Source organism: Mesorhizobium sp. BH1-1-4 (assembly GCF_020165665.1).
Lineage (GTDB): Bacteria > Pseudomonadota > Alphaproteobacteria > Rhizobiales > Rhizobiaceae > Mesorhizobium.
Window position 1 is genome coordinate 1 of record NZ_JAIUIN010000038.1, and the last position, 25,634, is coordinate 25,634.

At 64.8% G+C, this 25,634-nt stretch carries 25 protein-coding genes and 2 pseudogenes; 12 read left to right on the top strand and 15 right to left on the bottom strand.

The window, feature by feature from the left end; all coding sequences use genetic code 11:
• Positions 1–409: 409 nt before the first annotated feature.
• From ffh to LB569_RS30860, 4 genes and pseudogenes are all read left to right on the top strand, one after another.
• Positions 410–2,023, top strand: coding sequence for a signal recognition particle protein (gene ffh / locus LB569_RS30845; RefSeq protein WP_224695283.1), 1,614 nt, complete (start codon positions 410–412; stop codon positions 2,021–2,023).
• Positions 2,024–2,031: 8 nt separating this feature from the next.
• Complete coding sequence (locus tag LB569_RS30850) at positions 2,032–2,358, top strand: chorismate mutase (protein WP_140703801.1); 327 nt, start codon at positions 2,032–2,034, stop codon at positions 2,356–2,358.
• Between the two features lie 53 nt (positions 2,359–2,411).
• Positions 2,412–2,810 carry a 30S ribosomal protein S16 gene (rpsP, locus tag LB569_RS30855; RefSeq protein ID WP_140703803.1) on the top strand — a complete coding sequence of 133 codons (399 nt, stop codon included), beginning with the start codon at positions 2,412–2,414 and terminating at the stop codon, positions 2,808–2,810.
• A gap of 127 nt (positions 2,811–2,937) precedes the next feature.
• Positions 2,938–3,782 (top strand): annotated as a pseudogene (locus LB569_RS30860) (acyl-CoA thioester hydrolase/BAAT C-terminal domain-containing protein).
• Positions 3,783–3,883: 101 nt separating this feature from the next.
• On the opposite strand, the gene LB569_RS30865 reads toward LB569_RS30860, so the two are convergent.
• The 3 genes from LB569_RS30865 to LB569_RS30875 all read right to left on the bottom strand — a co-directional run bounded on the left by LB569_RS30865 (position 3,884) and on the right by LB569_RS30875 (position 5,737).
• Positions 3,884–4,147 carry a YMGG-like glycine zipper-containing protein gene (locus LB569_RS30865; protein WP_224695284.1) on the bottom strand — a complete coding sequence of 88 codons (264 nt, stop codon included), beginning with the start codon at positions 4,145–4,147 and terminating at the stop codon, positions 3,884–3,886.
• Positions 4,148–4,271: 124 nt separating this feature from the next.
• Positions 4,272–4,682, bottom strand: a complete 411-nt coding sequence (locus tag LB569_RS30870; protein ID WP_140703808.1) for a DoxX family protein — start codon at positions 4,680–4,682, stop codon at positions 4,272–4,274.
• Positions 4,683–4,831: 149 nt separating this feature from the next.
• Entirely contained in the window at positions 4,832–5,737 is a 906-nt protein-coding gene (locus tag LB569_RS30875; protein WP_224695285.1) for a bestrophin family protein, read from the bottom strand.
• Positions 5,738–5,935: 198 nt separating this feature from the next.
• Between LB569_RS30875 and LB569_RS30880 the strand changes: the two are divergent.
• Positions 5,936–6,334, top strand: a pseudogene (locus tag LB569_RS30880) (ACT domain-containing protein); the annotation flags it as partial.
• 371 nt (positions 6,335–6,705) lie between these two features.
• Here LB569_RS30880 and LB569_RS30885 read toward each other — a convergent pair.
• Positions 6,706–7,740 carry an aspartate-semialdehyde dehydrogenase gene (locus LB569_RS30885; RefSeq protein WP_140703814.1) on the bottom strand — a complete coding sequence of 345 codons (1,035 nt, stop codon included), beginning with the start codon at positions 7,738–7,740 and terminating at the stop codon, positions 6,706–6,708.
• A gap of 457 nt (positions 7,741–8,197) precedes the next feature.
• Here LB569_RS30885 and LB569_RS30890 point away from each other — a divergent pair, with 457 nt between their 5' ends.
• Positions 8,198–10,081 (top strand): DEAD/DEAH box helicase, encoded by a 1,884-nt coding sequence (locus LB569_RS30890; protein ID WP_224695286.1) that lies wholly within the window; start codon positions 8,198–8,200, stop codon positions 10,079–10,081.
• Between the two features lie 104 nt (positions 10,082–10,185).
• Here LB569_RS30890 and LB569_RS30895 read toward each other — a convergent pair whose 3' ends face one another.
• Complete coding sequence (locus LB569_RS30895) at positions 10,186–11,619, bottom strand: glycosyltransferase (protein WP_224695287.1); 1,434 nt, start codon at positions 11,617–11,619, stop codon at positions 10,186–10,188.
• Between the two features lie 135 nt (positions 11,620–11,754).
• Here LB569_RS30895 and LB569_RS30900 point away from each other — a divergent pair, with 135 nt between their 5' ends.
• Positions 11,755–12,456, top strand: a complete 702-nt coding sequence (locus tag LB569_RS30900) for a DUF805 domain-containing protein (RefSeq protein WP_224695288.1) — start codon at positions 11,755–11,757, stop codon at positions 12,454–12,456.
• 77 nt (positions 12,457–12,533) lie between these two features.
• On the opposite strand, the gene leuB is transcribed toward LB569_RS30900, so the two are convergent.
• From leuB to leuD, 6 genes are all read right to left on the bottom strand, one after another.
• Entirely contained in the window at positions 12,534–13,637 is a 1,104-nt protein-coding gene (leuB, locus tag LB569_RS30905) for a 3-isopropylmalate dehydrogenase (protein WP_224695289.1), read from the bottom strand.
• Positions 13,638–13,808: 171 nt separating this feature from the next.
• Entirely contained in the window at positions 13,809–14,159 is a 351-nt protein-coding gene (locus tag LB569_RS30910; protein ID WP_224695290.1) for a VOC family protein, read from the bottom strand.
• Between the two features lie 13 nt (positions 14,160–14,172).
• Entirely contained in the window at positions 14,173–14,556 is a 384-nt protein-coding gene (locus LB569_RS30915) for a RidA family protein (protein ID WP_224695291.1), read from the bottom strand.
• A gap of 156 nt (positions 14,557–14,712) precedes the next feature.
• A complete protein-coding gene (locus tag LB569_RS30920; RefSeq protein ID WP_224695292.1) occupies positions 14,713–15,717 on the bottom strand; it encodes a L,D-transpeptidase in 1,005 nt (334 codons plus the stop codon).
• A gap of 213 nt (positions 15,718–15,930) precedes the next feature.
• Positions 15,931–16,863 carry a hypothetical protein gene (locus tag LB569_RS30925; protein ID WP_224695293.1) on the bottom strand — a complete coding sequence of 311 codons (933 nt, stop codon included), beginning with the start codon at positions 16,861–16,863 and terminating at the stop codon, positions 15,931–15,933.
• A gap of 69 nt (positions 16,864–16,932) precedes the next feature.
• On the bottom strand, positions 16,933–17,538 hold the full coding sequence (gene leuD, locus LB569_RS30930; protein WP_224537053.1) for a 3-isopropylmalate dehydratase small subunit: 606 nt from the start codon (positions 17,536–17,538) through the stop codon (positions 16,933–16,935).
• A 160-nt stretch (positions 17,539–17,698) separates the two neighbouring features.
• Between leuD and LB569_RS30935 the strand changes: the two genes are divergently transcribed.
• From LB569_RS30935 to LB569_RS30955, 5 genes are all read left to right on the top strand, one after another.
• Positions 17,699–18,124: a GNAT family N-acetyltransferase gene (locus tag LB569_RS30935; protein ID WP_224695294.1), complete on the top strand. Its 426-nt coding sequence runs from the start codon at positions 17,699–17,701 to the stop codon at positions 18,122–18,124.
• A gap of 86 nt (positions 18,125–18,210) precedes the next feature.
• Positions 18,211–18,531, top strand: a complete 321-nt coding sequence (locus LB569_RS30940) for an ArsR/SmtB family transcription factor (RefSeq protein ID WP_224537058.1) — start codon at positions 18,211–18,213, stop codon at positions 18,529–18,531.
• Positions 18,528–18,974 (top strand): SRPBCC family protein, encoded by a 447-nt coding sequence (locus tag LB569_RS30945; RefSeq protein WP_224695295.1) that lies wholly within the window; start codon positions 18,528–18,530, stop codon positions 18,972–18,974. The genes LB569_RS30940 and LB569_RS30945 overlap by 4 nt, the downstream gene beginning before the upstream one ends.
• Positions 18,975–19,016: 42 nt before the next feature.
• Positions 19,017–19,547: an SRPBCC domain-containing protein gene (locus LB569_RS30950; protein WP_224695296.1), complete on the top strand. Its 531-nt coding sequence runs from the start codon at positions 19,017–19,019 to the stop codon at positions 19,545–19,547.
• Positions 19,548–19,577: 30 nt separating this feature from the next.
• Positions 19,578–20,372 carry a DUF72 domain-containing protein gene (locus tag LB569_RS30955; RefSeq protein ID WP_224695297.1) on the top strand — a complete coding sequence of 265 codons (795 nt, stop codon included), beginning with the start codon at positions 19,578–19,580 and terminating at the stop codon, positions 20,370–20,372.
• Between the two features lie 103 nt (positions 20,373–20,475).
• Here the strand turns inward: LB569_RS30955 and LB569_RS30960 are convergent, their stop codons facing one another.
• The 4 genes from LB569_RS30960 to LB569_RS30975 are packed head-to-tail and all read right to left on the bottom strand — an operon-like array spanning position 20,476 to position 25,496.
• Positions 20,476–21,642 (bottom strand): NAD(P)/FAD-dependent oxidoreductase, encoded by a 1,167-nt coding sequence (locus tag LB569_RS30960; RefSeq protein ID WP_224695298.1) that lies wholly within the window; start codon positions 21,640–21,642, stop codon positions 20,476–20,478.
• A 27-nt stretch (positions 21,643–21,669) separates the two neighbouring features.
• The gene (locus LB569_RS30965) at positions 21,670–23,271 is read right to left on the bottom strand and encodes an ATP-binding protein (RefSeq protein WP_224695299.1); all 1,602 of its coding nucleotides are present in this window, start codon (positions 23,269–23,271) and stop codon (positions 21,670–21,672) included.
• Positions 23,262–23,954: a response regulator transcription factor gene (locus tag LB569_RS30970; protein ID WP_224695300.1), complete on the bottom strand. Its 693-nt coding sequence runs from the start codon at positions 23,952–23,954 to the stop codon at positions 23,262–23,264. Before LB569_RS30970 ends, LB569_RS30965 begins: the two co-directional genes overlap by 10 nt.
• A 3-nt stretch (positions 23,955–23,957) precedes the next feature.
• Complete coding sequence (locus LB569_RS30975; RefSeq protein WP_224695301.1) at positions 23,958–25,496, bottom strand: DUF4173 domain-containing protein; 1,539 nt, start codon at positions 25,494–25,496, stop codon at positions 23,958–23,960.
• Positions 25,497–25,634 lie beyond the last annotated feature (138 nt).

The following is a 25,634-nucleotide window of genomic DNA, read 5'->3' on the forward strand; positions in this document are numbered from 1 at the left end:
TGTCTATGACGTCCTATGGTGGCGCGGTCGCGGGCGGGCGGCGGGGGGGGGGGCCGCCGGCGATTTTCACGATCGGACGTGCCGTATCCGCAGGTCAGGGCCTGGGTTCCGGTGGGTCAGGCGGTCTGATCACGGTGCAAGGAGTGGCCTGCCCGGGCCGTTGCCTTGACTCTCGCGCCGATTTCCTGTCTACAGCCCAGCAATTCCGCGACGAGTATCCCTCCGAGCAAGCCGACCAGGACGCCGAAGCCTCTTCGAGGCCAAGTGCTGTAAACAGATCCTGGAGGCCAACACCCGGCAGCGCTGTGCGCCCCCGGGTGCTTTTTGGTTTTGGGCTTTTGCTTGCTTGGAGACTGGGCGCGAACGCATTACCTCTCGGATCGAATGAACCGGGATCGAAGGAAGCAAGATGTTTGAATCGCTGCAGGAGCGCCTTGGCTCCATCCTGAACGGCCTGACCGGCCGCGGCGCGCTTTCCGAGGCGGATGTCTCGGCGGCGCTGCGCGAGGTGCGCCGTGCGCTGCTCGAGGCCGACGTGGCGCTGGAAGTGGTGCGCTCCTTCACCGACAAGGTGCGCGAGAAGGCTGTCGGCGCCGCCGTGCTGAAGTCGATCAAGCCGGGACAGATGGTCGTCAAGATCGTCCATGACGAGCTGGTCGACATGCTGGGCGCCGAGGGCGTCGCCATCGACCTCAACGCGCCGGCGCCGGTCGTCGTCATGATGGTCGGCCTGCAGGGCTCCGGCAAGACCACCACTTCGGCCAAGATCGCCAAGCGGCTGACCGAGCGTCAGAACAAGAAGGTCCTGATGGCCTCGCTCGACACGCGGCGTCCCGCCGCGCAGGAGCAGTTGCGCCAGCTCGGCGAGCAGGTCCAGGTCGCGACGCTGCCTGTTATCGCAGGCCAGAATCCGGTCGATATCGCCAAGCGCGCCGTGCAGGCGGCCAAGCTCGGCGGCCATGACGTGGTCATCCTCGATACAGCCGGCCGCACCCATATCGACGAGCCGCTAATGGTCGAGATGGCCGACATCAAGAAGGTGTCGAGCCCGCACGAAATCCTGCTGGTCGCGGATTCGCTGACCGGCCAGGACGCCGTCAACCTGGCCAAGAGCTTCGACGAACGCGTCGGCATCACCGGCCTGGTGCTGACCCGCATGGACGGCGACGGCCGCGGCGGCGCCGCGCTGTCGATGCGCGCCGTCACCGGCAAGCCGATCAAGCTGATCGGTACCGGCGAAAAGATGGACGGGCTGGAGGAATTCCATCCCAAGCGCATCGCCGACCGCATTCTGGGGATGGGCGACATCGTCTCGCTCGTCGAGAAGGCCGCCGAAAACATCGACGCCGAGCAGGCGGCGGCGATGGCCAAGAAGATGCAGTCGGGCAAGTTCGACCTGAACGACCTTGCCCAGCAGCTTCAGCAGATGTCGAAAATGGGTGGCATGGGCGGCATCATGGGCATGATGCCCGGCATGGGCAAGATGAAGGACCAGATGGCCGCCGCCGGCCTCGACGACAAGATGTTCGGCCGCCAGCTCGCCATCATCTCGTCGATGACCAAGGCCGAGCGCGCCAACCCCGACATGCTGAAACACTCGCGCAAGAAGCGCATCGCCGCCGGTTCCGGCACCGACGCCGCCGAGATCAACAAGCTCTTGAAGATGCATCGCGGCATGGCCGACATGATGAAGGCGATGGGCGGCAAGGGCAAAGGCGGCGGCCTGATGCGCGGCATGATGGGCGGCCTCGCTTCCAAGATGGGCCTTGGTGGTTTGGGGGGCGGCATGATGCCTGGCGGCATGGGTGGCATGATGGGCGGCGGCATGCCGGACCTGTCGAAGATGGATCCCAAGCAGCTCGAAGCCCTGCAGAAGCAGGCGCAGGCCGCCGGCCTCGGCGGCATGAAGGGTCTGCCCTCCCCCGGCGGGGGCGGCCTGCCCGGGCTGCCCGGCGGCATGAAACTACCGGGGCTTCCCGGCCTGGGTGGCGGCGGACTACCCGGCCTTGGCAAGAAGAAGTGAGACTGCGGATGAACGAAGAAAAGGACATGGCCGACGCCCGCATCATCCTGGCCGGCTACCGTGCATCGATCGACAACATCGATGCCGCCCTCATCCATATGCTGGCCGAGCGCTTCCGCTGCACCAAGGCGGTCGGCGTGCTCAAGGCCGAGCATGGCCTGCCGCCGGCCGATCCGGCGCGCGAGCAGCAGCAGATCGCCCGTCTTCGCCAGCTGGCGCATGACGCGCATCTCGACCCGGATTTCGCGGAGAAATTCCTCAACTTCGTCGTCCGCGAAGTGATCCGCCACCACGAACAGATCGCCGCAGCAAACGGCGTGATGAAAACCGGCTGAAAGACTCAGCCGAAATCCAATCAAACGAAATCAGAGCTTTTAGGAGAAAAGAAATGGCACTGAAGATCAGACTGGCCCGTGCGGGCTCGAAGAAGCGTCCTTACTACCACGTCGTCGTCGCCGACGCCCGTTCGCCGCGCGACGGCCGGTTCATCGAGTCGCTCGGCTCGTGGAACCCGCTGCTGCCGAAGGACGGCGAGCGCGTCAAGGTCGACGCCGACCGCGTCAAGCATTGGCTGTCGCACGGCGCCCAGCCGACCGACCGCGTGCTGCGCTTCCTCGACGAGGCCGGCCTTGCCAAGCGCGACGCCCGCTCCAACCCGAAGAAGGCCGAGCCCGGCAAGAAGGCGCAGGAACGCGCCTCGCTGCTGAAGAAGGCGCAGGAAGACGCCGCTGCCGCGGTTGCCGCCGCCGCTGCCGCACCGGCCGAGGAAGCCGCCACGGCGGAGTAATCTCGCGTCGCATTCTTTGCGGAAACGAAACGGCGGGCCTGTGCCCGCCGTTTTGCTGTTTGCATTTGTCGTCGACCTGCCCTTTGCTGTTGTCCCGGAAAGCTTCTGATTTCCGGCCGAGGATCGGATGGACGAACGGGCTGTCACGCAGGAGATCCTGTCCGGCGTCGTCGCCGGGACCCTGCTGCGCTGCGCTGGCGCCACGACCGGCGTCGTTGTCTTGAGCGGATCGAGCGGCCGTGTCGATATTTCCCGCGCACGACTATTTGCCAGCGAGGGCGTCTCTGTCCTTGCCCTCAGTGGTTCGGCGGCGAAGGCCAGGTTCCCGGCATATGTGAAATCCCCCTTGAGACGTTTTTCGCCGCGACCGACCGCCTCGTTGGATTGGGATGCCGGCGCATCGTCTATGTCGGCACGTCCAAGGGCGCCGAGGCATCCTTGCTCGCGGCGGCCCAAGACCCGCGCGTCGATGCCGTGGTTGCAATCAGCCCGACATCGGTGGTCTGGGGAAACATCGGGCCGGGCCGCGACGGCGTCAGCTGGCCCGAGCGATCGTCATGGACTGTTGACGGTCGCCCTCTCCCCTTTGTTCCAACCGACCCGGATTGGAAGGCAAGCCATGTTGATGGTCTTGTGTCCTACCGAGGACTTTTCGAGCACTGCCTGACAAGGTTCAGGCAGGAAGCCGACAAGGCCGCCATTCCCGTCGAGGCACTTTCGGGGGAGATCGTGCTGGTCGCTGGCGGCGGCGACGCGCTGTGGCCATCCCTGGAATTCGCCACGTCGATTGTCCGGCGTCGGCAAGATGCCGGAAAGGCCACGCGCCTCGTTTCGGCCCCCGACGCCGGCCACCGCATTCTCCTGCCTGGCGAAACCACCCCGCGCTCAAGCTCGCACGCGCATGGCGGCAATGACCGCGCTGATGCCGCCCTGGGCCAGGAAGCCTGGCGATACATTCGGAACCTGCTGTAGCGCGGCCCCCACCGGATGTCTCAAGCGGGCCGCAATTCATCGATCGAAAACGGCAGGCCAAAAGCCCGCCGTTTTGCTCTTCATGTCCGGAATGCGCTCGATCAATAGCCGCTGGGGCAGCGATCGACAAAGGTGCGACCGTGGCGGTCGCGGTACCGGCATTGGCCGCTTTCGCTGGCATGGCCGATCAGGGCGCCCGCCACGGCGCCAACCGCGCCGCCGACAACCGCGCCCTGGACCGGATCGCCAGCCACGGCCGCGCCGATCGCGGCACCGCCAAGACCGCCCACGGCGGCGCCTTTTTCCGTCTGCGAACAGGCGCCGAGCGCCGTCGCCAACACAAGAACCGTAATAATTTTCTTCATTTTCGTTCCTCTCACATGCGGATCGCCGTCTCGCCGCCAAGGGCTTAACTCTCAGACGGCTAATTTGATCCCGAGGGGAACGAAGATCGCGACGACACCAGCAGCCGCGTTTGGCGCGGAGCTGCTATCGGCTGAACGGGACCAGCGCACGCACCCTGGGGTCGCGCAGATAGAGGCCGCCCCACAGGATGATACCGAGATAGACGCCGAACAGCGTGTGCGAGAACAAGGGGTTGCCGATCCGCGCATTGGTGGCGATGGCGCCGCCCATATAGGCGGTGAGCAGGATGGCGCCGAGCACCGAGGTACGCGGCAAGGCATAAAGCGCGGTCGAGACCAGGCCAATAACACCCAGCATGCGCGCGACGTTGGCGTCGGCCGGCCAGCCGAGCGGCACCATCGTCTGGGTCACCACATCGAGCGGCGGCAGCTTGATGGCGCCGTCGAAGATCATGAACAGGACGATGAGGCCGCTGAGCACGCGGCCGGTCCACAAGGCGCCGGACGAGACGGGCGCGATTTCGGAAATGCTCATTGGTGTACCCTCCTGATGGTTCGAGCCCCTTTTTCGGGGTCGAGCCAAGGACGCGCCCCAAGGCGACGATCCTACAGGGGGGCTGGATTCTTTTGGCAAAGTGGCCCCGGAAGCCACTCCGGCACGCGCATGCCATCCATGTCTCAAGCTTACGAAAAATAGAACTTCTCGGCCGGCAGCATCTTTGGCGGCGTCTCGCCCAAGGCCTCGAACACCGAGATTTCGCAGACCCGGCAGAGACTATCGAGCGCGAGGTCGTTGGCTTCGGTGCCGAACGGATCCTCGAGTTCTTCCGAAAGCGCGTCGAGGCCGAAGAAGGTGTAGGCGATCAGCGCCGTGAACAAAGGCGTCGCCCAGCCGGTGGTCGAGATCAGGCCGATCGGCAGGAGCAGGCAGACGATGTAGGCCGTGCGGTGCACCAGCAGCGTGTAGGCGAAGGGCAAGGGCGTGCCGGCGATCCGCTCGCAGCCGGCCTGGATGGCGGTGATGGACGCCAGCCTCTCATCGAGGATGCGGAAACCGATCGTGTCGAGCTCGCCACCCTGGCGCTGCGCATTGGCGCGGCGACCCATGCGCCTGACCATCTCGTCCGCCGGATTGGCAAAACCCGCCGCCGTCTCCGCTTCGGTGTCGATGAAGGCATGGGCGTCTTTCACACTGTCGATCCTGCGCAACTGGCCGCGCAGGAAATGACAGAAGGCCAGCGCCTCCATCAGCAGGGCGCGCTGCTCGGTCAGATCGGGAATGAGGCTTGTCGTGGCGCGGGCCAGATTGCGGACTTCGAAGACCAGCGCGCCCCACAGCTTGCGCGCCTCCCACCAGCGGTCATAGGCGGCGTTGTTGCGGAAGGACAGATAGATCGACAAGGTCACGCCGACCAGTCCGAAGGGCGTGATGTTGAAGACGCCGAGATCGAGTTGGAACCAGCGCGCCACGACAAGGATGACCGCCGAATAGATCGCGAAGCCGAAAATCTGCGGCAGGATGCGTGGCACCACGGAGCCGCGCATGATGAAGAACAGCTGCAGGAAGGTGGGGCGCGGACGAACGATCATTGGGGCCTTTCACAGGCCGGCGTCGGCCCTCAGCTCCTCTATTGTGCGATGCGCCAGATGCGCAAGCTCAGCCGACAACGACATCGCCATGTCGTCACATCGTCATGTCGCCCGCGCGGCGCACGGGCTATCGGCGGTCGCCGCTTGCCGATATGGAGGACCTGAGGGCCGTGGCCCGTCCTTGTGCAGGCGAGAAACATGACCGGTGAGACCGATCTCGGGACATTGTTGGCATCAATGAGGCCGGAACTGCTCGATGGCACCTACGTCTTCGCCACGCTGGCGCCCGATGCGCCCCAGCCAGAAGGCCTGGAGCCTGTGATGGTGTTTCGCGAGCACGAAGGCACGACGCTGATCGTGACCGAGGACGCAGCGGAGGCTGCCGGGCTGGAAGCTGTGTTCCGCTGCCGGGTGATCACGCTGAACATCCACTCCTCTCTGGAGGCCGTCGGCTTCCTCGCCGCCATCACAGCTCGCCTCGCCGCCGCCGGCATGGGCGTCAATCCGGTCTCGGGCTTTTACCATGACCATCTGTTCGTGCCGACGGAGAGGGCGGAAGAGGCGATGGAGGTATTGCGGGAGCTGACTGGGCAGTCATTCGCAACCAAGGATTTGAAGCACGAAGATGTCGAGGCAATCGCCAACGCCGGCATGTCACAGGAGAACGATCATCTGGATGCCATGCTCGATCGCGAATAGAGCAGGATGGCGCAGTCAAAGCCATTGAGTGATGCTGCATCATAGTGGCTATGGCGGCGGCGTTCTAGCTTGTGGCTGCCCTGGTGTGCTCGCTCCCAGGCCAGCGCCGCCCCTCATCCGCCTGCCGGCACCTTCTCCCCGTATAGTGACGGGGAGAAGGAAACACCCGGCCGAAGGCCGCGACCGCGGGCAGCCGGTCGTCCGGCGCCCTCGCGGAGGGCCCGCCGCGGCAGCGGCGATACGGCCCGTGAGCGAAAACTGAACGGCCGTCAGGCCGCCTTCTTCTTCGGCTGGATCAGGCCGCGCTCGACCAGCAGCTCGGCTATCTGCACGGCGTTCAGCGCCGCGCCCTTGCGCAGATTGTCGGCGACGATCCACATCGACAGGCCATTGTCGATGGTCGAATCCTCGCGGATGCGCGAGATGAAGGTGGCGTCCTCGCCCGCCGATTCCAGCGGCGTGATGTAGCCGCCATCCTCGCGCTTATCGAGCACCTGGCAGCCCGGCGCCTCGCGCAGGATGTCGCGCGCCTCGTCGGCGGTGATCGGCTTCTCGAACTCGATGTTGACCGCTTCGGAATGGCCGATGAACACCGGCACGCGCACGCAGGTCGCCGTCAGCTTGATCTTGGGGTCGAGCATCTTCTTGGTCTCGGCGACCATCTTCCACTCTTCCTTGGTGAAGCCGTCGTCGAGGAAGACGTCGATATGCGGGATGACATTGAAGGCGATGCGCTTGGTGAACTTCTTGACGTCGACCTGATCGGCGACGAACACCGCGCGTGTCTGCGTGAACAGCTCGTCCATGCCTTCCTTGCCGGCGCCCGACACCGACTGGTAGGTGGCGACGACGACGCGCTTGATGGTGGCGACGTCGTGCAGCGGCTTCAGCGCCACGACCAGCTGCGCCGTCGAGCAGTTCGGGTTGGCGATGATGTTCTTGCGCGTGAACAGCGAGATCGCGTCCGGATTTACCTCCGGCACGATCAGCGGCACGTCCTGGTCGTAGCGGAAGGCGGATGAGTTATCGATGACGACGCAGCCCTGCTTGCCGATCTTCGGCGACCATTCCTTGGAGACGTTGCCGCCGGCCGACATGATGCAGATGTCGGTGTCGGAAAAATCATGCTGGTCGAGCGGCCTGACCTTCAGCGTGCGGTCGCCGAACGACACTTCCGTGCCCATGCTGCGCCGCGACGCCAGCGCCACGACCTCGCTGACCGGAAAGCCGCGCTCTTCCAGTATGTTGAGCATTTCGCGGCCCACATTGCCCGTGGCGCCGACTATCGCAACCTTGAAACTCATAAAGATCTCCTGTCCCTCTCCGCTTGGTTGTTGGAGAAAACCCGCCGGCCAATGCGGGTTCCGTCCCCCGGGCCGGACCCGGGAGAGGGTGGTTAGGCCAAGGGAATCACACCGTTTTGGTGGTGGTTTTGGTAGTTTTCTTGGCCAAGAATGGGGTTTTGCTGGAACGAGAGGACGCGGCGACGCGCCCGGCCCAATGGTTCCCATCGAGGCTGGGGGCATCGAATGCAAGAAGAGCCATCAAAAGGCCGCGCATCGAAATTGATCCCGTTCGAAGCGGGCTTTTACGCGGTTTGCGGCAGGAGTCAATTGGCGGCGCGTCGCATAGCCTGCATGGCACCCTGTACAAGAAGGGCGGCAGGAAGTACGAACGGCCAAGATTGTTTGGCTGGCGCGGCGCCAGCCCCCGGCATGTGCTCCATGATGAGCGCAGAACCCTGAATTCCGAAAGAACGAGATGTCCAACTTCGATGGTATTGTTCCCGCGCTGGCGCAAGCGCTGGAAAAACGCGGTTATTCCGACCTGACCCCGGTGCAGAAGGCGGTGCTGGAGCTCGGCCAGGCCGACGCGCTGGTGTCGGCCCAGACCGGCTCGGGCAAGACAGTGGCCTTCGGCCTTGCCATGGCGCCGACGCTTCTCGACGGCGCGGAGCGCTTCGGCCAGGCCGCGGCCCCACTGGCCTTGGCGGTGGCGCCGACGCGCGAGTTGGCGCTGCAGGTGACGCGCGAACTCGAATGGCTCTACGAGCCGACCGGCGCCACGGTTGCCTCCTGCGTCGGCGGCATGGACATGCGCACCGAACGGCGCGCGCTGGATCGCGGTGCCCATATCGTCGTCGGCACGCCCGGCCGGCTGCGCGATCACATCACCCGAAACTCGCTCGACATGTCGGCGCTGAAGGCCGTGGTGCTCGATGAGGCCGACGAGATGCTCGATCTCGGCTTTCGCGAGGATCTCGAATTCATCCTCGACGCCGCACCCGCCGAGCGCCGCACGCTGATGTTTTCGGCCACTGTGCCGCGCTCCATCGCCACGCTCGCGCAAGGCTATCAGCGCGATGCCGTGCGCATCTCGGCCGCTGGCGAGGAAAAGCAGCATCTCGACATCGAGTACCGGGCGCTGAATGTCGCCCAAGCCGACCGCGAGAACGCCATCATCAACGTGCTGCGCTTTTATGAGGCCAAGAACGCGCTGGTGTTCTGCAACACGCGCGCCGCCGTCAATCATCTGACGGCGCGCTTCAACAACCGGAATTTTTCGGTCGTGGCGCTTTCGGGCGAGCTCAGCCAGAACGAGCGCAGCCATGCGCTGCAGGCGATGCGCGACGGTCGCGCGAAAGTCTGCATCGCCACCGATGTCGCGGCGCGCGGCATCGACCTGCCCAATCTCGAACTGGTCATCCACGCCGATCTGCCGACCAATCCCGAAACGCTGCTGCACCGCAGCGGCCGCACCGGGCGCGCCGGGCGCAAGGGCGTCAGCGCGCTGATCGTGCCCAATAGCGCCCGCCGGCGCACCGAGCGGCTGCTGCAAAGCGCCAAGCTGACGGCGACATGGGCGAGCCCGCCCTCGGCCGACGACGTGCTGCGCCGTGACGACGAGCGCATTCTTGCCGACCCGGCTTTCGACGAACCGGTGAAGGACGAAGAGCGCGGCTTCATCGAGGCGCTTCTCAGCCGGCATGGCGCCGAACTGGTGGCGGCGGCCTTCGTGCGCCAGTGCCGTTCCAGCCGCTCGGCGCCCGAGGATCTCATGGATGTCGCGCCGTTCACGCCTTCGCGTGAAGGACTGGCGCGTGAAAGACCGGCGGGCGAAAAATTCACCCATCGCGACGAGGCGCCGAGCCGCCGCGACGATTTCGGCGCCAGCGTCTGGTTCTCGCTGTCGGTCGGGCGCCGGCAGAACGCCGAGCCGCGCTGGCTGATCCCGATGCTGTGCCGCGCCGGCAGCATTTCCAAGCGCGAGATCGGCGCCATCAAGATGCAGCCGGAAGAAACCTTCGTGCAGATAGCGGCCGATTGGGCCGACCGTTTCGTGGCGGCAATCGGCCCCGATCGCAAATTGCAGGGCACCATCCTGGTCAAGCGGCTGGATGGCACGCCCGATTTTTCGCGCGCCGGCTACCAGCCGCCAAGTCCGGACAAGAAGCCGCATCGCGGCAAGGCGCCGTTCGACCCGAACGCGCCGAAGCGCAAATTCGAGAAACGCGCGCCGGCGCCGGCCGACCAGCGCCCGGCAGCCGCGCATGAGGCAAAGCCGTGGGCGAAGAAGCCGGGCAAGCCGAAATTCGAAAATGCCGGCGCGCCAAAGCACAAGAAGACGAAGAAGCGCCCGTCATAAGTCTAGAGCGGTTCAGCGTTTGATGGAATCGCCGACTCGCTCTAACTCTTTGTTTTCACGCAATTCCCAAGGGGAGGCGCTACGCGCTTCGCCCGGGAAAACCGTTACACACTTTTCCTGGAATTGCTCTGGAGACGGCGGGCCGCGCTCTCCCGCAGGCCGGCCTTGATGGCGGCCCAGCTTGCCGATGCCGGCGTCGGCCGGTGCTGTCTGGCGATGCGTTCCGTCAGCGATGAACGCCAGCCATGGTCTTCCGCCATTTTGCGGATCGCGGCGTACCAGCCGGCCTGGTCGTTGGGATCGATCGCCGGCATTAGCCCGCCGCTTGCCTCGATCAGCGACGGCGCGGTCGAGACGATGACCGGAATGCCGAAATCGAGGCATTCCGAGGCGCCGTAACCCCAGCCTTCTATATGCGAGGGAAAGACGCCGAAGGTGGCGCTGCGATAATATTGGATGAGCTCCTCGTCGCTGACCAGCCCGGTGAAGGTCACCGAGTTGAGCAGCGCGGGATGATCCTTGAGATAGGCGCGCAGCGGCTCGATCATCCAGCCCCAGCGCCCGGCGCAGACAAGCCGCGGCAGCTTGACGCCTTCCTCCAGCGCCTGCTGCCAGATGCGGGCCAGCAGGATGTGGTTCTTGCGCACTTCGATGGTCGAACAATAGATGACGAACGGTTCGCCCGTCTCGATGCGCGAGGTCGCTCCCATGCGGGACGCGGTCTCGTGCAGGATGGAAGGCATCGGAAACCGGTACACGACAGGCGCGGCGATGCCGGCCTTGCGCATATGGTCGGTCAGCGTCGCGCCAACCTCGTCGGAGGCGCAGAACGCCGGCGCGCCGCTGCGCACCAGCTGTTCGAGATAAGATCCAAAACGGGTTTCGCCGATGCCCGTACCGATCAGGTCGGGGCGCAATGTCGGGATGAGATCATGGCAAAGGAAGGCAAGCGTGCCGGTGGTGCTCGACACCGCGGACCGGTCCTGCTGGGTCAGGATGTGATGGCTGATCAGCACGAGGCCTGGTTCCGCCTCGGTGCCCCGGCCCGGCGCATGGGGTTCCGCGCCCAACCGGATGCGGGCCCGCTGGTACAGGCGATAGGCGCGGATCAGCAGCCGCGTTGCCTGGTAGGCGACCCCTTTGCGGCCGTTCGTCACCGTCCTGGCGAGATGACGGTCCGTCTCGCGCTTGTCCCATGGCCGATGCCTCACCGCCTCGAAAGCCTGAGACAGGGCCGCGCGTCTTCCTGGCCACCGTTTGACTTGATGAGGTGAAATCGGGCCCACCGCGACATGATCCAGTTCATAGGGGGCAAGCGGCCGAAACTTGCCCTCGCTCGACCTGAACGCCACCGCTTCCACGCAAGGATCCGGATCCGCCAGCGCCGCGTTGACGAGAAAGCTCTCCACGCGCGGAATGCCCGCCAAGCCCTTGCCGGGCGGCCAGAACATCAGCCCGGTGGCGTCGATGGCCAGGGTAGGGGGACTTGCGGCCTGCTCATTCCCGTTCGTGACGCTGGCATCGGTAGGCTCTGTCATTGTCTGCTTCTGCTGAGGGCGGTTGCTGTCGATGTCTTATCCATGATTTGCCGTCAGGACGGTAGCCATTGCGCCGGTCTTGCCCATGCACTTCGCCCTGTGCCACATCTTGGCGGGGCAAGGAGGGGGTGGCGCATGCGCGGCGAAGTTCTTCACTATGACGAGAGCCAGGGCTTCGGCTTCATCACCGGCGCCGACGGCAACCGCTACACCTTCAGGCGCGAGGATCTGCGCGGCCAAGCCATTCTCGCCAACGGCGCGGCCGTCGAATTTCTGCCGGCCCACGGCCAGGCGCGTGACGTCTTTTTGCTTGCCGTCGCCCAGACCGCGGCTCCGGCCGCCGGCGCCAAGGCCGCTCCCGCCGGTAACGAGACGGCAGGGGCCGCGCCGCAGGCGCGGCATTTCGGCCGCTCCTCCGAACCTGCCGAACCCACCGACCTGTGGGGCTATTTCTGGCGCGCCGTGACCCAGAACTACTTCAATTTCGGCGGCCGCGCCCGCCGCAAGGAATATTGGAGCTATTGCCTGTTCTGGGTGGTCAGCCTGTTGATCATCGGCGGCATCGGTATCTTCACCGACGCCCAGATGGGCAATTTCGACACCGACGTCTCGGCGGCGGTGACGGTCGGCCTCTGCGGCACCTTCCTGCTGGCAACCTTCCTGCCCGGCCTCGGCATGACCGTGCGACGGCTGCACGATATCGGCCTGTCGGGCTGGCTCTGCCTGGTGATCCTGCTCCCGACCATCGGCAGCCTGGCCATACTGGTCTTCGCACTCATCCCGACGCAGGCGCGGGAAAACCGCTGGGGACCGGTGCCGGCGGGCGTCAGGGTTTGACGAAGCGGTGGCCAGGCATCCCTGGCCATGCCGCCGGCGATCATGGCGCCGCCCTGTGCGAGGCGGCGCGCGCCGGATCAGCCCAGGAACTTGGCGATGATGGCGTCACCCATCGCGACGGTGCCGACCTCGGTCATCCCTTGAGAGAAAATATCCTTGGTGCGCAAGCCGTCGTCGAGCACGGCGGCGATCGCCCCTTCGAGCTTGTCGGCTTCGGCGACCATGCCGAAGGAATAGCGCAGGCACATGGCGAAGGAGGCGATCATGGCGATCGGGTTGGCGATGCCCTTGCCGGCGATATCGGGCGCCGAGCCGTGCACCGGCTCGTAGAGCGCCTTGCGCTTCTTGGTCTTCACATCGGGCGCGCCGAGCGAGGCCGACGGCAGCATGCCGATCGAGCCGGTCAGCATGGCGGCGATGTCGGACAGCATGTCGCCGAACAGATTGTCGGTGACGATGACGTCGAACTGCTTTGGCCAGCGCACCAGTTGCATGCCGCCGGCGTCCGCCAGCATGTGGTCGAGCTTGACGTCGGAATAGCGCGCCTTGTGGGTTTGGGTGACGACCTCGTTCCACAGCACGCCAGACTTCATGACGTTGCGCTTTTCCATCGAGGTGACGTGGTTCTTGCGGGTCCGCGCCAGCTCGAAGGCGACGCCCGAAATGCGCTCGATCTCGAACGTGTCGTAGACCTGCGTGTCGATGCCGCGCTTCTGGCCGTTGCCGAGATCGATGATCTGCTTGGGCTCGCCGAAATAGACGCCGCCGGTCAGCTCGCGCACGATGAGGATGTCGAGGCCTTCGACCACTTCCTGCTTCAGCGAGGACGATGCGGCGAGCGCCGGATAGCAGATGGCGGGCCTGAGATTGGCGAACAGCTCCATGTCCTTGCGCAGCCGCAGCAGGCCGGCCTCGGGGCGCACCTCGTAAGGCACCGCATCCCATTTCGGCCCGCCGACGGCGCCGAACAACACCGCGTCAGCCGCAACAGCCTTTTCCATGTCGGCATCGGAAATCGCAGCACCATGCGCATCATAGGCGCAGCCGCCGACGAGGCCTTCATCGGTGGCGAAGCCGCTGCCGAGCTTTTCGTTCATGGCCGCGATCAGCTTCTGGACCTCGGCCATGGCCTCGGGGCCGATGCCGTCGCCGGGGAGCAGGAAAAGATGCTTCGTCGCCATGGTGAAAACCGTCCTGGGAGAGAATTGAACCGGCGCCTTGCTAAACGCCAAGTGGTTGCAGCGCAAGCCGTAACGGGAAGGGAGAATGCCGCGATGCGAACAAGGGCACCGTCGGCGATCCTTCGCGCGCCCCTCTGTCCTGCCTAAGTTACTGCCTCACCGAAGATGCCATCACCGATGCGAGAGAATGTTGACCAGCCGGCCGTACGGATCGCGCACATAAAAGCGCCGCACGCCCCAGGGCTCGTCGGCCGGCCCGTATTCGACGGCGAAACCGGCTTGCTTCATGGCCTCGAACGCCGCATCGACATCGTCGACCTCAATCGACAGATCCGGTACCGGCGTTCCGGACCCGCCTTGCGCCATGAAGCTGACCTGCACCTGCATGGTCTCCGGGGAGCCGTAGGTCGCGATCCAGCCATGGTCCATGAGTAGGTCGAGGCGGAGCACGTCATGGTAGAAACGGCTGGCCGCCGCCGCGTCCTGCGTCTCGATATTGGCGACGATGCGCCGGACCTTCATGGCTCTGGTCCTCTCAAGCCGTGCGCCGCAGCGCCGTCACCTCGATTTCGATCTTCATTTCCGGCTTGTTGAGCTGGCAGACGATCATCGACGCCGCCGGCCTGATGTCGCCGAACGTCTCGCCCAGGATCGGGAAGACGACATCCACGAAGGCCTGGTCGGTGATGTAGTAATGCGCCCGCACCACATCGGCCATCTCGAAGCCGCCATCCCCGAGCGCCTTGCCGATCGTCGCCAGGCAATTGCGCGTCTGTGCCTCGACCGTCTCCGGCATCGTCATGGTGGCATAGTCATAGCCGGTCGTCCCGGACACGAAGCACCAGTCGCCCTGGACGACGGCGCGCGAATAGCCGGCGGTCTTTTCGAATGGTGAGCCGGTGGAGATGAGCTTGCGCATGAGGAGCCTCGCATTGGTGCTGCCATTCTGTGGGGACAAATGCCGATCCCGTCATGGGCCAAGGACGGGCGGATCGGCGGTGCAGACCCCGCAAAGTCGGCGGCCAGCTCCCTCATCCTCTTCCAGGGGTTCATAAATTGCATTGACTGCGATGCGTCAGCCGGGTTGGTCCTTGGCCGATTCAGCCGTTTCTCCGGTGAAGACAACCTTTGTGCCTTTGTGCACCTCAAGGGCGAGGTCTTCGGCATCCCAATTGGTCAGTCTGATGCAACCGTGCGAAAAGGTCTTCCCAATCTTGCCTGGTTCGGGCGTGCCGTGAATCCCGTAACTTTCAATGGACAGATCGATCCAGATAGATCCGACAGGATTGTTGGGCCCGGCAGCGATGGTGAAGGGCCGTTTGGTCCTAACCCCCTTGAAGGCGAAGCGGGGATCGTAGTGATAAGTGGGATTGTGGACCACGCGGGTTACTTGTGCATCGCCGCTCGGCGCCGGCTTCTCTTTGCTTCCAATCGAGGCGGGGTAGACCGAAACCACTTTGCCGGAGTTGTCGAGAACGCGAACCTGGCGCGCGGCCTTGTCGATTTCGACGCTGACAACGGTTGAGGGCGAATCGCCTCGGTCGATAGCCGGCACCAGCACCTTTGAGCCCGCCGTCCTGAAGCTGATGCCCGGGTTGAGCTTCCGCAGTAATTGTTCGCTGATGTGGAAGTGCTCCGCGATCCGTTCCAGCGAATTGCGATAGCCGAGCCCGCGCAGGCGAGCCATCCTTTCCATGCTTGCCGGAATGCGTTTAGCAAACGGTCCACGCACGTCCTTGCGCGTCAACTCGTAGTTCACAAGAACCGCGCCTGGCGAGGTTGCGACCAGCTTGTCCCAGGTCTCCCGGTTGAGCTTGCCATCGGCGGGCAGGGCGTTTGCCGCCTGAAATGCCTGCACCGCCTTGGCGAAGTTCTCCGCTTGGTGGCCGTCAATGAGGCCAGGCGAGAACCGCGCGCGATCCAAAAGGATCTGCGCCTTCAGAACGGTCGCATCAACGCCTTTCGTTGCGGCGTCGCCGAATTGAGCATCGTTGACGGCGGCGCCGTCCAGCTTTGCCGCCTCCGCGATGCCAGATGCAAAGGCGAACAAAACAAGCGCCAGAAGAATGAGCCTGCCCATCAATGTTACTCCAGGCACTGCCGCGAAGCTGTTTCTATGACGCCGCGCGGGCGATCTGGTTCCATTTGTCCAGTGAATATTGCCGCTGACGCGCGTTGGGCAGAAAGGCGACCGGCGGCGCTCAAAGGAAGAAGGGCGTACAAAACCGCGTCCTGCGCGAAACAAAGGGCAGAGCACTGGCGTGCGCTCCCTCGTTCGCCGGAAATGCTCTGGCTAGTTTGCCGACCCCATCGCCTTGTCCAGCGCGTCCTTCACGTCGGCCGGCCATGTCGCCAGCGCCGGCCAGGCGTTCGGTTGGCCATTGTCGCCGCGGCGGGCGAAATAGAGCTGGTGCTTGGCCGGGTCGACCGCCATGAAGCCGTCATTGCCGCCACAATCATGCGGCACGCAGCCGCTGGCGTAGAACGCGCCGGACGCGGTCTTTTCCGTGCCGCCACCGACCAGCAGGCTGGTCGCCATGTCGGGCATGTCCTTGCCGAGCAGGTTTTGCGCTTCCTTGTAGACCGCCTCATTGTGGAAGGCGTCGATGATGTTGTCGTATTTCGCCGGGTCGAGATCCTTCCAGTCGGTGCCGGGCTCCGGCATGTAGGTCAGATTGCCCGAAATGGTCAGCCCTGATGTCGGCGACCACTGTAGGGCCGGCTTGTCGTCGCCCGGTAGAAGATACGGTACGAAATAGATGGCGTCGTCTGACACCGCCGCCGGCGGCGCGCCGCACTCGTCCTGTTCGACCCTTGTGCTCTGGATGCTGCCGCCCTCAGGTTTCCAGACGATCACCTTGGCCGGACCGCACTGGTTGCCGCCGTCGCCGACATCGAACAGCGCCACCTTGACGCCGCCGACCTCCACGATTTTGTCGAAGAAGACGTCGTAGTTGCTGGCCAGCTGCTTGCCTTCATAGGCCAGCACCTTCTCGCCATCCTGCTCCGGCTGCGTAATGGTCAGCTGGCCGCCCTCGAACGGCACCGGCGCCTGCTTGTCGTCGTCGGAAGCGTCGGCGGCGTTGGTTCCCGTGTCCTGCCCGGCGGCCGGCTGTTCGGCTGGCGCCGGCTGCGTGGCCGGCGTCTGCGTCTGCGCGAGGATGCTTGAGACAGGCATGAGCAGCAAGGCCAGCCCGCAGGCGCCGGCAAGAAGCTGATCTCGCATGACTGTCCCTCCTTCAGTCGCACCAAACCGGCCTCAAAGGGCCGGACCTATCGTTCCGAACGGCGCCGCTCAGGCCCAGGGGCGCTGTTCGGCGTTGCGCTTCTCGAACGAGGCGATGGCGCCGGCCTTTTCCATGGTCAGGCCGATGTCGTCGAGGCCATTGAGCAGGCAATGGCGCTTGAAGTCGTCGAGGTCGAAGGCGACCACGCCGCCATCGGGGCCGCGGATTTCCTTGGCTTCGAGGTCCACAGACAGCGTGGCGTTGGAGCCGCGCGAGGCGTCATCCATCAGCTTCTCCAGATCCTCGGGGCTGACGGTGATCGGCAGCACGCCGTTCTTGAAGCAGTTGTTGTAGAAGATGTCGGCGAACGAGGTCGAGATGACGCAGCGAATGCCGAAGTCGAGCAGCGCCCATGGCGCGTGTTCGCGGCTCGAGCCGCAGCCGAAATTGTCGCCGGCGACCAGGATCTGCGCCTTGCGGTAGGCCGGCTTGTTGAGCACGAAATCCGGGTTTTCCGAACCGTCGTCCTTGTAGCGCATCTCGGCGAACAGGCCGGTGCCAAGCCCGGTGCGCTTGATCGTCTTGAGATAATCCTTCGGGATGATCATGTCGGTGTCGACATTGACGATCGGCATGGGAGCGGCGACGCCGGTCAGCTTGGTGAATTTTTCCATGGCTTTGGCCCGTGTTTTCGTTGCGGGGGATTTTCTGGAGCCCGGTTTACACAAAGCCGGCGGCAAATAAAAGGCAACTGTTCGTGCGCGCCCTTGACCCATCGGACAAAAGCGGAAAAAGCGGTTTGGGATCGGCCGGGACTGATGCAGTGTGGACGCCATGGCCGAACAGTCGCACATTCTCTACGCCCGCGAAGCATCGCTCGATACGCCAGAATTCCGCCGCGTGCTGGTGGAATCCGGTCTCGGCGAAGTCCGGCCCGTCGATGACGAGGCAAGGCTGAAGGCCATGCTGGACGGCGCCAATCTGATCGTGACCGCCCGTCTCGACATGGAAGGCAAGCCGCTGATCGGCGTTGCCCGCTGCCTGACCGACTTTTCCTGGGTCTGCTATATCAGCGATCTCGCCGTCTCGGCCAAGGCGCAGGGGCTGGGCATCGGCAAGGGGCTGATGGACGAAGTGGCCCGGCAGCTCGGACCGTCGGTCGCCATCAGCCTGATTTCGATGCCCGACGCCGTCGGCTTCTACCAACGCATCGGCATGAAGCGCATGCCCGACGCCTTCTGGATCTCCCGCAAGCGCTGATTTTTTCGCTCCTGCGATCTATCCGGTCGTCAACGGCGTGCGATCTTGCCGCTTGACATGCAACCAAACGGTTGCATATTAGAGCTATGAGCATGGATGCAGTCTTTCGCGCCCTGGCGGACCCGACACGCCGGCAATTGCTGGACAGTCTCCATGCCAGGAATGGGCAGACGCTGAATGCGCTGTGCGCCGAGATGGCCATGACCCGGCAGGCGGTGACCAAGCACCTGGCGATCCTTGAGGAAGCAAACCTCGTCGCCACCATCCGCCGGGGGCGAGAGAAGGAGCACTATCTCAACCCGGTTCCGATCAACGAGATCGCCGAACGCTGGATTGGCAAATTCGAGCGGGGGCGGCTGACCGCCCTCAGCGACCTGAAGAAACGCCTCGAAAGGGAAGACCGATGAGCAACAGCTTCGTTTATGTGACCTATATTCGCACCACGGCCGAAAAGCTCTGGGAAGCGTTGACCGACCCGGAGTTCAACCGGCAGTTTTTCCTCTGCTCCTATCAGGAGAGCGAATGGAAGGTGGGCTCTAGCTGGAAGCTGATCTTCCCCGACGGCCGTGTCGCCGACAGCGGCGAGATCCTCGAGATCGATCCGCCGCGGCGCCTGGTCATCAAATGGCGCAATGAATGGATGCCCGAGATCAGGGAAGACGGCTACACGCGCTGCACCTTCACCATCGAGCCGGACGGCGAGCTGATGAAGCTTGCCGTAACCCATGAAGCGGACGGGCCCCACAGGCTGATCGGCAACGTCGCCAAGGGCTGGCCGCTGGTGCTGGCCAGCCTGAAGAGCCTGCTCGAGACCGGCAAGGGGTTCGAGCGGCCGCCATCAAAGAGCTGAAGGCTTGTTTCGTCAACGAAACAAATCGATGTGGAGGCATCCATGATCCATGCTCTCAGGGTACGGAGCATGACCAATGGCGACACCGTCATGGCATCGGCCGAGATCGAAGCGCCTCCGGAACGCATCTTCGAGGCACTGGTCGGCAAGGAAGTCGAGCAATGGTGGGGGTCGGCCGACACCGGCCGCATGGTCGACTGGTCGGCCGACCTGCGCGTCGGCGGCCATTGGACCGCTATTGTCCGAACTGCCGACGGCACGGACCTGCCGGCCAGTGGCGAATTCCTCGAGATCGAGGTGCCGCGCCGGATCGTCCAGACGCGGGCCTATGCATGGGACCATCCCACGCTTGGCCGGCGGCAAACCACGGTAGCCTGGCTGCTGCAGCCGATTGCTAGGGGCACGCGCCTCACCATCTGCCATGGCGGTTTTGCCGGGCTGCACGAGGCGGCGGCGGAACATGCAGAGAGCTGGGCGCGGGTGCTGGCCTGGCTGCAGGCGCATGTCGAGGCGGAAGACTGGCCGCGGCGTGAGCAGGGGGTCGTTGCTTTGCGCAGCCTCTGTCCGCCTTGACCCAGACCTCATTCGGCCCACATCCCATGCATGGGAAAACAGGCATGTTTCATGGGCACGGCCGGCTGGGGTATTCCGACCCGATACAGGCAGGATTTTCCAGAACCCGGATCGCATCTCGAACGCTACTCCAGGCACTTCCCGATCGTCGAGATCGACACCTCCTTCTACAAGCCGCATCGCCGCGAGACCTATGAGCGTTGGGCACGCTCCGTGCCGGAGCATTTCCGCTTCGCGGTCAAGATGCCGAAGGCCATCACCCATGAGCGCCGTCTCGCCGGCTGCGACGACCTCCTCGACAGTTTCCTCCAAGAGGTCGAAGGTCTCGGTGCAAAGCTGAGCATGCTTCTGGTGCAACTGCCGCCGAGCCTCTCCTTCGAGCCGGATGTCGCGAGCGGCTTCTTCGACATGGCGGGCAAGCGAACCCAAACCCGGCTGACCTGCGAACCGCGCCATCCCAGCTGGTTCGAAGCCGAGGCGGGAGCGCTTCTGGCCGATCGCCGGGTCGCGCGCGTCGCCGCCGACCCCGCTCCAGTGCCGGCCGCCGCGTCGCCAGGCGGCTGGCCCGGCCTCGCCTATTTCCGCTGGCATGGCGCGCCGCGCGTCTATTACTCCGACTACGACGCCGAAAGCCTCGCCCGATTCAGCGGGCAGATGGCGGCGGCGGCGGCTTCCGGCGCCGAGGTCTGGGGGATTTTCGACAACACGGCCGGGGGCCATGCGCTGGGCAACGCGCTCAAGGTTGAGACGATGATACCCCAGGCACTTCTTCCTTCTCCCCTTGTGGGAGAAGGTGGATCGGTGCGCCAGCGCCGAGACGGATGAGGGGTGCTTCAGCGGAGCGAGGCGTTGGCGTTCCCTGGAACACCCCTCATCCGTCGCCTTCGGCGACACCTTCTCCCACAAGGGGAGAAGGAAGAAGCGCGTTTCAAATCACGTTCAATTCCCGGAACGCCCGGCCATCGGCCACCCGTTCATAGCCAAACGCTGAGCAGTCGATCGTCCGGTAGCCGCCATGTACGATGAGTTCCGCCAGCGCCTTGCCGACCGCCGGCGCCTGCTGCAGGCCGTGGCCGGAGAAGCCGTTGGCGAACAGGAAATTCGTCACCGCCGGATGCGGGCCGATCACCGCGTTCTGGTCGAGCGTGTTGTAGTCATAATGCCCGGCCCAGGCGCGCGTCGGCTTGATGGCTTCGAAAGCCGGGATGCGGGTCGCCAGCACCGGCCAGATCACCTCTTCGAACAGCGGCCAGTCGACCTCGAAATCTCCGGGATCGGCCGGGCCGTCGCCCTCTTCCGGCTCGGCGCCGCCGGTGAGATAGACCGAGCCTTCCGGCCTGACATAGATGCCCGAGGGATCGACCAGCAGCGGCATGTCGGCATATTTCTCGCGCGCCTCGAAGACGAAGACGTTGCGCTTGCGCGGCTCGACCGGCAGCGCCAGCCCGGCAAGGGCGGCGACCTTGCCGGCGTTCGGGCCGGCGGCGTTGACGACAATACCGGCTTCCAGCGTCTCGCCGTTGTCGAGGCTGACACCGGTGACGCGGCCGCCCTGCCGCTCGATGCCGGTGACCGAAGCGCTGATGAAATCGACTTTCTTCTGCCGCAGCGCCTTGCGGAACAGCATCAGCATCGCATGGGCGTCGAACCAGCCTTCGCCGGTGCGGCCATAGGCGCCGGCGATGATGCCTTCGGCCGACAGCCAGGGGAAGCGGCGCGTCAGTTGTTCGGCGTCCTCGAGCAGTATGTCGGCGCCCTCGGCGACCTGCGCCTCGTGGTTGGCCCTGAGGATTGGCAGCCCGGCCTCGCCGGCAAGGATGAGATAGCCGCCTTCGCGAAAACCGATATCGGCGTCGGCGCCGAATTCCTCCTTCAGCCGCCGGAACAGTTTCAGCGTGAACTGCGACAGGCGGATGTTTTCCGGAATCGAGAATTGCTGGCGGATCGAGGCCATGGAGAGCGTCGTCGCCGCGTGGGCGAATTGCGGATCGCGTTCGATCAAGGCGATCGAGCCGGAAAACCCTTCCTCGCGCAGATAATATGCGATCGAGGACCCGACGACGGCCCCGCCGATGATGACGATGTCGTAGCGCACTTTTTTCTCCGATCCGCCGTCCACACTCTACGCGACCGGCAAAGTGATCACGAAGCGCGTGCCGCGCGCGCTGTCAACCAGCCGGATCGTACCATCATGCGCTTTCAGGAGGGCCAGCACGATGCCGAGGCCCATGCCGGTGCCGCCGGACTCTCGGCGCGTGGTGAAGAACGGCTCGAAGATGCGTGCCTGGTTGCTTGGCGAAATGCCGGCGCCGTCATCGCTGACCAGCACGGTTGCCTTGCCGCCAGCGCTCGCGGCAGCGATCGAAACCAGCGTTGCGCCATGCCTGGCCGAGTTGTCGATGAGGTTGGCAAGCACGATTGCCGCGTTCTCGGCCGAGATGCGCAGGGCCAGGTCGCCGCCGGCCTCGACTTCAACCATCAGCCTGGTCTCGGCGGGAAGCAACGCCAGCGCCGCGCCGACCGAGGTGCTTTCGCCGCTCGGCGCGAGGTTTTCCGCCCGCGCCAGATCGAGCAGCCGCCGGACCAAAAGGTTGAGCCGTCCGGCATCGGTGACGATATTGTTGGAGAAGCGCCGCCGCTCGGCATCGTCCATCGCCGAGCCGGAATCGCGCAGCAGTTCGGCGGCCCCCTGGATCGCCGTCAGCGGCGATTTCAGCTCATGCGAGACATGGGTGGCGAAGGTCTGGATGCTATCCGAGCGCGCCTGCAGTTTCTCGGCCATGTCGAGAAAGGCGGCGGACAATTCGGCCATTTCGCGCGTGCCATGATGATCGAGCGGCCGGATCGCGTCGCGCTCGCCGGCGGCGATGCGCTGGGTGCGGTCGATCAGCGCATAGATCGGCCGGCTGACGGTGCGCAGGAAGACGAGGCCGATGAGCAGCGTGCCGCCGAGGATGGCGATCGCCGCCGCCGTCACCTTGCCGCGTTCGCCATAGAGATGTTTTATGATGTTGTTGGGCGTCCGCGAGACATAGACCACGCCGGCGACCTGGCCATCCACCGCCACCGGCAAAGCGACGAAGACGCGCACCTTGGTCCCGCGGCTGACCGAATAGAGCGGCGGGGCCGGCTGGTTGGGGATGCGCAGCCGGAGTGCGCTGGCATAGCGTCCGGCAAGGGCTGCACGCACCTCCTCGACCCCGGCAAGTGACTGCCCGACCTCGTCGCGCCCGGCAATGACGACGCCTGTGGGATCGAGCAGCCGGAAGCCGGCGAGCGTGGTCTTCTGCGTCGCGTCGAGAATGCCGGACAGGCGCGCCCCGATTACAGCGAAAGCGGGCTCGGCCACGGCGGGCGTCCCCGCCGGCCGTGTCGGAAGTACGTAGTCCGAGGCGAGATCGAGCTCCGGCTCGATGGGCCGATAGGGTGCATCGGGATTGGCGCCGCGGCTCGCGCCGCCATTGGCCGACGGCATCGGCGCGCCGAGCTTGTCCCCGGGAATGCCGGCGTCGCGCACCTCTTGCGCATAGATGGCGGCAATGGCGGCACCTTGCGCGATCAGCTCCGCCTCGGTCTGGCGGATGAGCTGGTTCTCGTAGAGGCGGAAGAAGAACAGGCCGACCAGCGGCAGCGCCATCACCAGGATCAGGATGGCGACGACGACCGTGGCCAGGCGCGGCCGCCATTTGCGGCCGATCCATTTGCTTGACGTCGTCAGCCGCATCGGCCGAGCCGGAAGCCGACGCCATGCACCGTTTCGATGGCATCCAGGCATCCGGCCGCCGCCAGCTTGGCGCGGAGGTTGCGGATGTGGCTGTCGACGGTGCGGTCGGCGACATGGATTTTTCCCGCATAGGCACTGGCCATTACCGCGTCGCGGTCGAGGACATGGGTTGGCCGCGCCAGAAACCCTTTCAGGATCGAGAACTCGATGCCGGTCAAGGTAAGCGGCTTGCCGTCGAAGGCGGCGGCGTGGCTGGCGGGCGCAAGGATGAGCTTGCCATGCGAGAACTGCCTGTCGTCGGCCGGTTCGGGCGCCACTGGGCGGGCGCGGCGCAGGATGACGTTGACGCGGGCGACCAGCTCGCGCGGGCTGAACGGCTTGGTGACATAATCGTCGCCACCCATTTCCAGCCCGAGGATGCGGTCGATCTCTTCATCGCGCGCGGACAGGAACAGCACCGGCACGTCGGATCGCTGCCGCAGCCGCCGGCAGACCTCCAGCCCGTCCATCTCCGGCATGCCGATGTCGAGCACGACAAGGTCGGGCGTGCGCCGTTCGACCGCCCGCAGGGCGGCGGCGCCGTCGGACACGGCTGAAGTCTTCATGCCGGCCTTTTCAAGCGCGAAGCAGATCACCTCGCGAATATGCGGATCATCGTCGGCGACGAGGATATGATGCGGCATGGCTCAGCGATCCGGCTCTGCGACACCAGGCAACACGAGCGGCCGCCTGCTGTCGAGATAGCGAAGCAGGCGCCAGTCGCGAAAGCTCCAGCTCCGCCAGTTTTCCTGGAGGTGGCGATACCAGCCTTCGTCGACACCGCGCAACCTTGCGAATTCGGCGACGCCACCGGCATAGGCCGTGCTGCCCTGATGGTCGAGGAAGCGGTCGAGCGCCGGAAAGGCATCCGGCCCGAGCGAGCGCAGGTACCAGGCGTCGAGCGGGATGCCTTGTCCGGTCATTTCCAGGGAATGGTCGACATTGTAGCTGGCGATCGTGGCTGCGAAATTGATGTAACAGCAGGCATAAAGCGCCAGGGATAACGTCAGAAGATTGGCGGAGAGCAGCCATTCATTGGATTTTCCCAGCGCGATCCGGGCGATGATCATGGCAAGGCCCGCCGCCACCAGCCCCATCCAGACGAAAGCGGCGATGCGCCAGTAGGTCAGCGCATAGATGCCGACATAGAGGTCGAGGCGCAGGATCGACGAGACGACCAGCATGATGTTTTGCGCTACCCAGGTATAGACAAGCCGGCGAATGAGCGGATCGGCCGATGTCTCGCTGCCGGGCCTCAGCGCCGCCAGCACAAAGCCGGCGGCAAGCAGCGCGGTGACGATCAAGGGGTAGGCGCCGCGATGCGCGTAAGCGGCGTAGCTCAAGCCGTCGGGAAGTGCTGCCCCGCCCCACAGATAGGTGGCGTCGAGCCCGCTCTGCAGCGCGAACAGGATGTTGAAGACGATCAGCGCGCGCAGGATGGCAGCCTTGCCGAACACGATGTCCCCGACGACGTGCCTTTGCGGATTGATCGCCGGTTGAGCAGCGGCAAGAGGATTGTTTGGCCGGGAGACGCGCTTCGAAAAACGCGGCAGGCGCGGCCGCAAAAAGACCCAGATGCCGGCGAGCGCGAACAGCCAGAAGGCAATCCGCGCCAGCTGGATCAGGTCGAGCAGCTTCATCAGATCGATCAGCGACAGCCAGTATTCGATGACCGGATTGGCGGCACCGAACAAAGCGACGAAGATCGCGCCGAGCGTCAGCGGCATCACCCAGACCGCGATCGCCGCCAACCTTATGCGGCGCCCGCCGAACCGCCGCGCCGCCTTCCGCCACTGCAAGAAATCGCCGACGAACCGGACCGGAGCCGCCAGGCAAAACAGCAAGATCTGGCCGGCAATGCGCGCCATGCGGTGCCGCAGCCGGCCGCTCAGCGAAAGCGCGAACGCCGCCAGGGCGGCAAGCGCGACCGAGACGGACAAGGGGCTGACGGTTTCGGCCAGCGGCAGCAGCGCGACAAGCAAGGCTGCGGGCTTGAGCCATACCTTGCCGTCGCTGAAGGCGGCGGGATGCACGGCAACCACCGCCGCGGCAATCAGGATGGCGAACAGGAGAACCGTAATGCCGGCTGGCTGGCCGTAGAACAGGAAATCGGCGATCGCCACCAGCAGCAGGGCAACGCCGAAGCGGTTGCAATAGCTCGGCGCGGCGGTGAGCGACAATATCATGACCTGATCTTCCCCATGGCTTCCACCCGGACCATCGGTGGGCGTCCGCGAACGAAAGGCGTGAGCGTCGCCGTCGGTGGATCGGCCAGCCACCAGCCTTCGCTGCGCAGCCGATAGGGCAGGGACCAACGGGGTTTT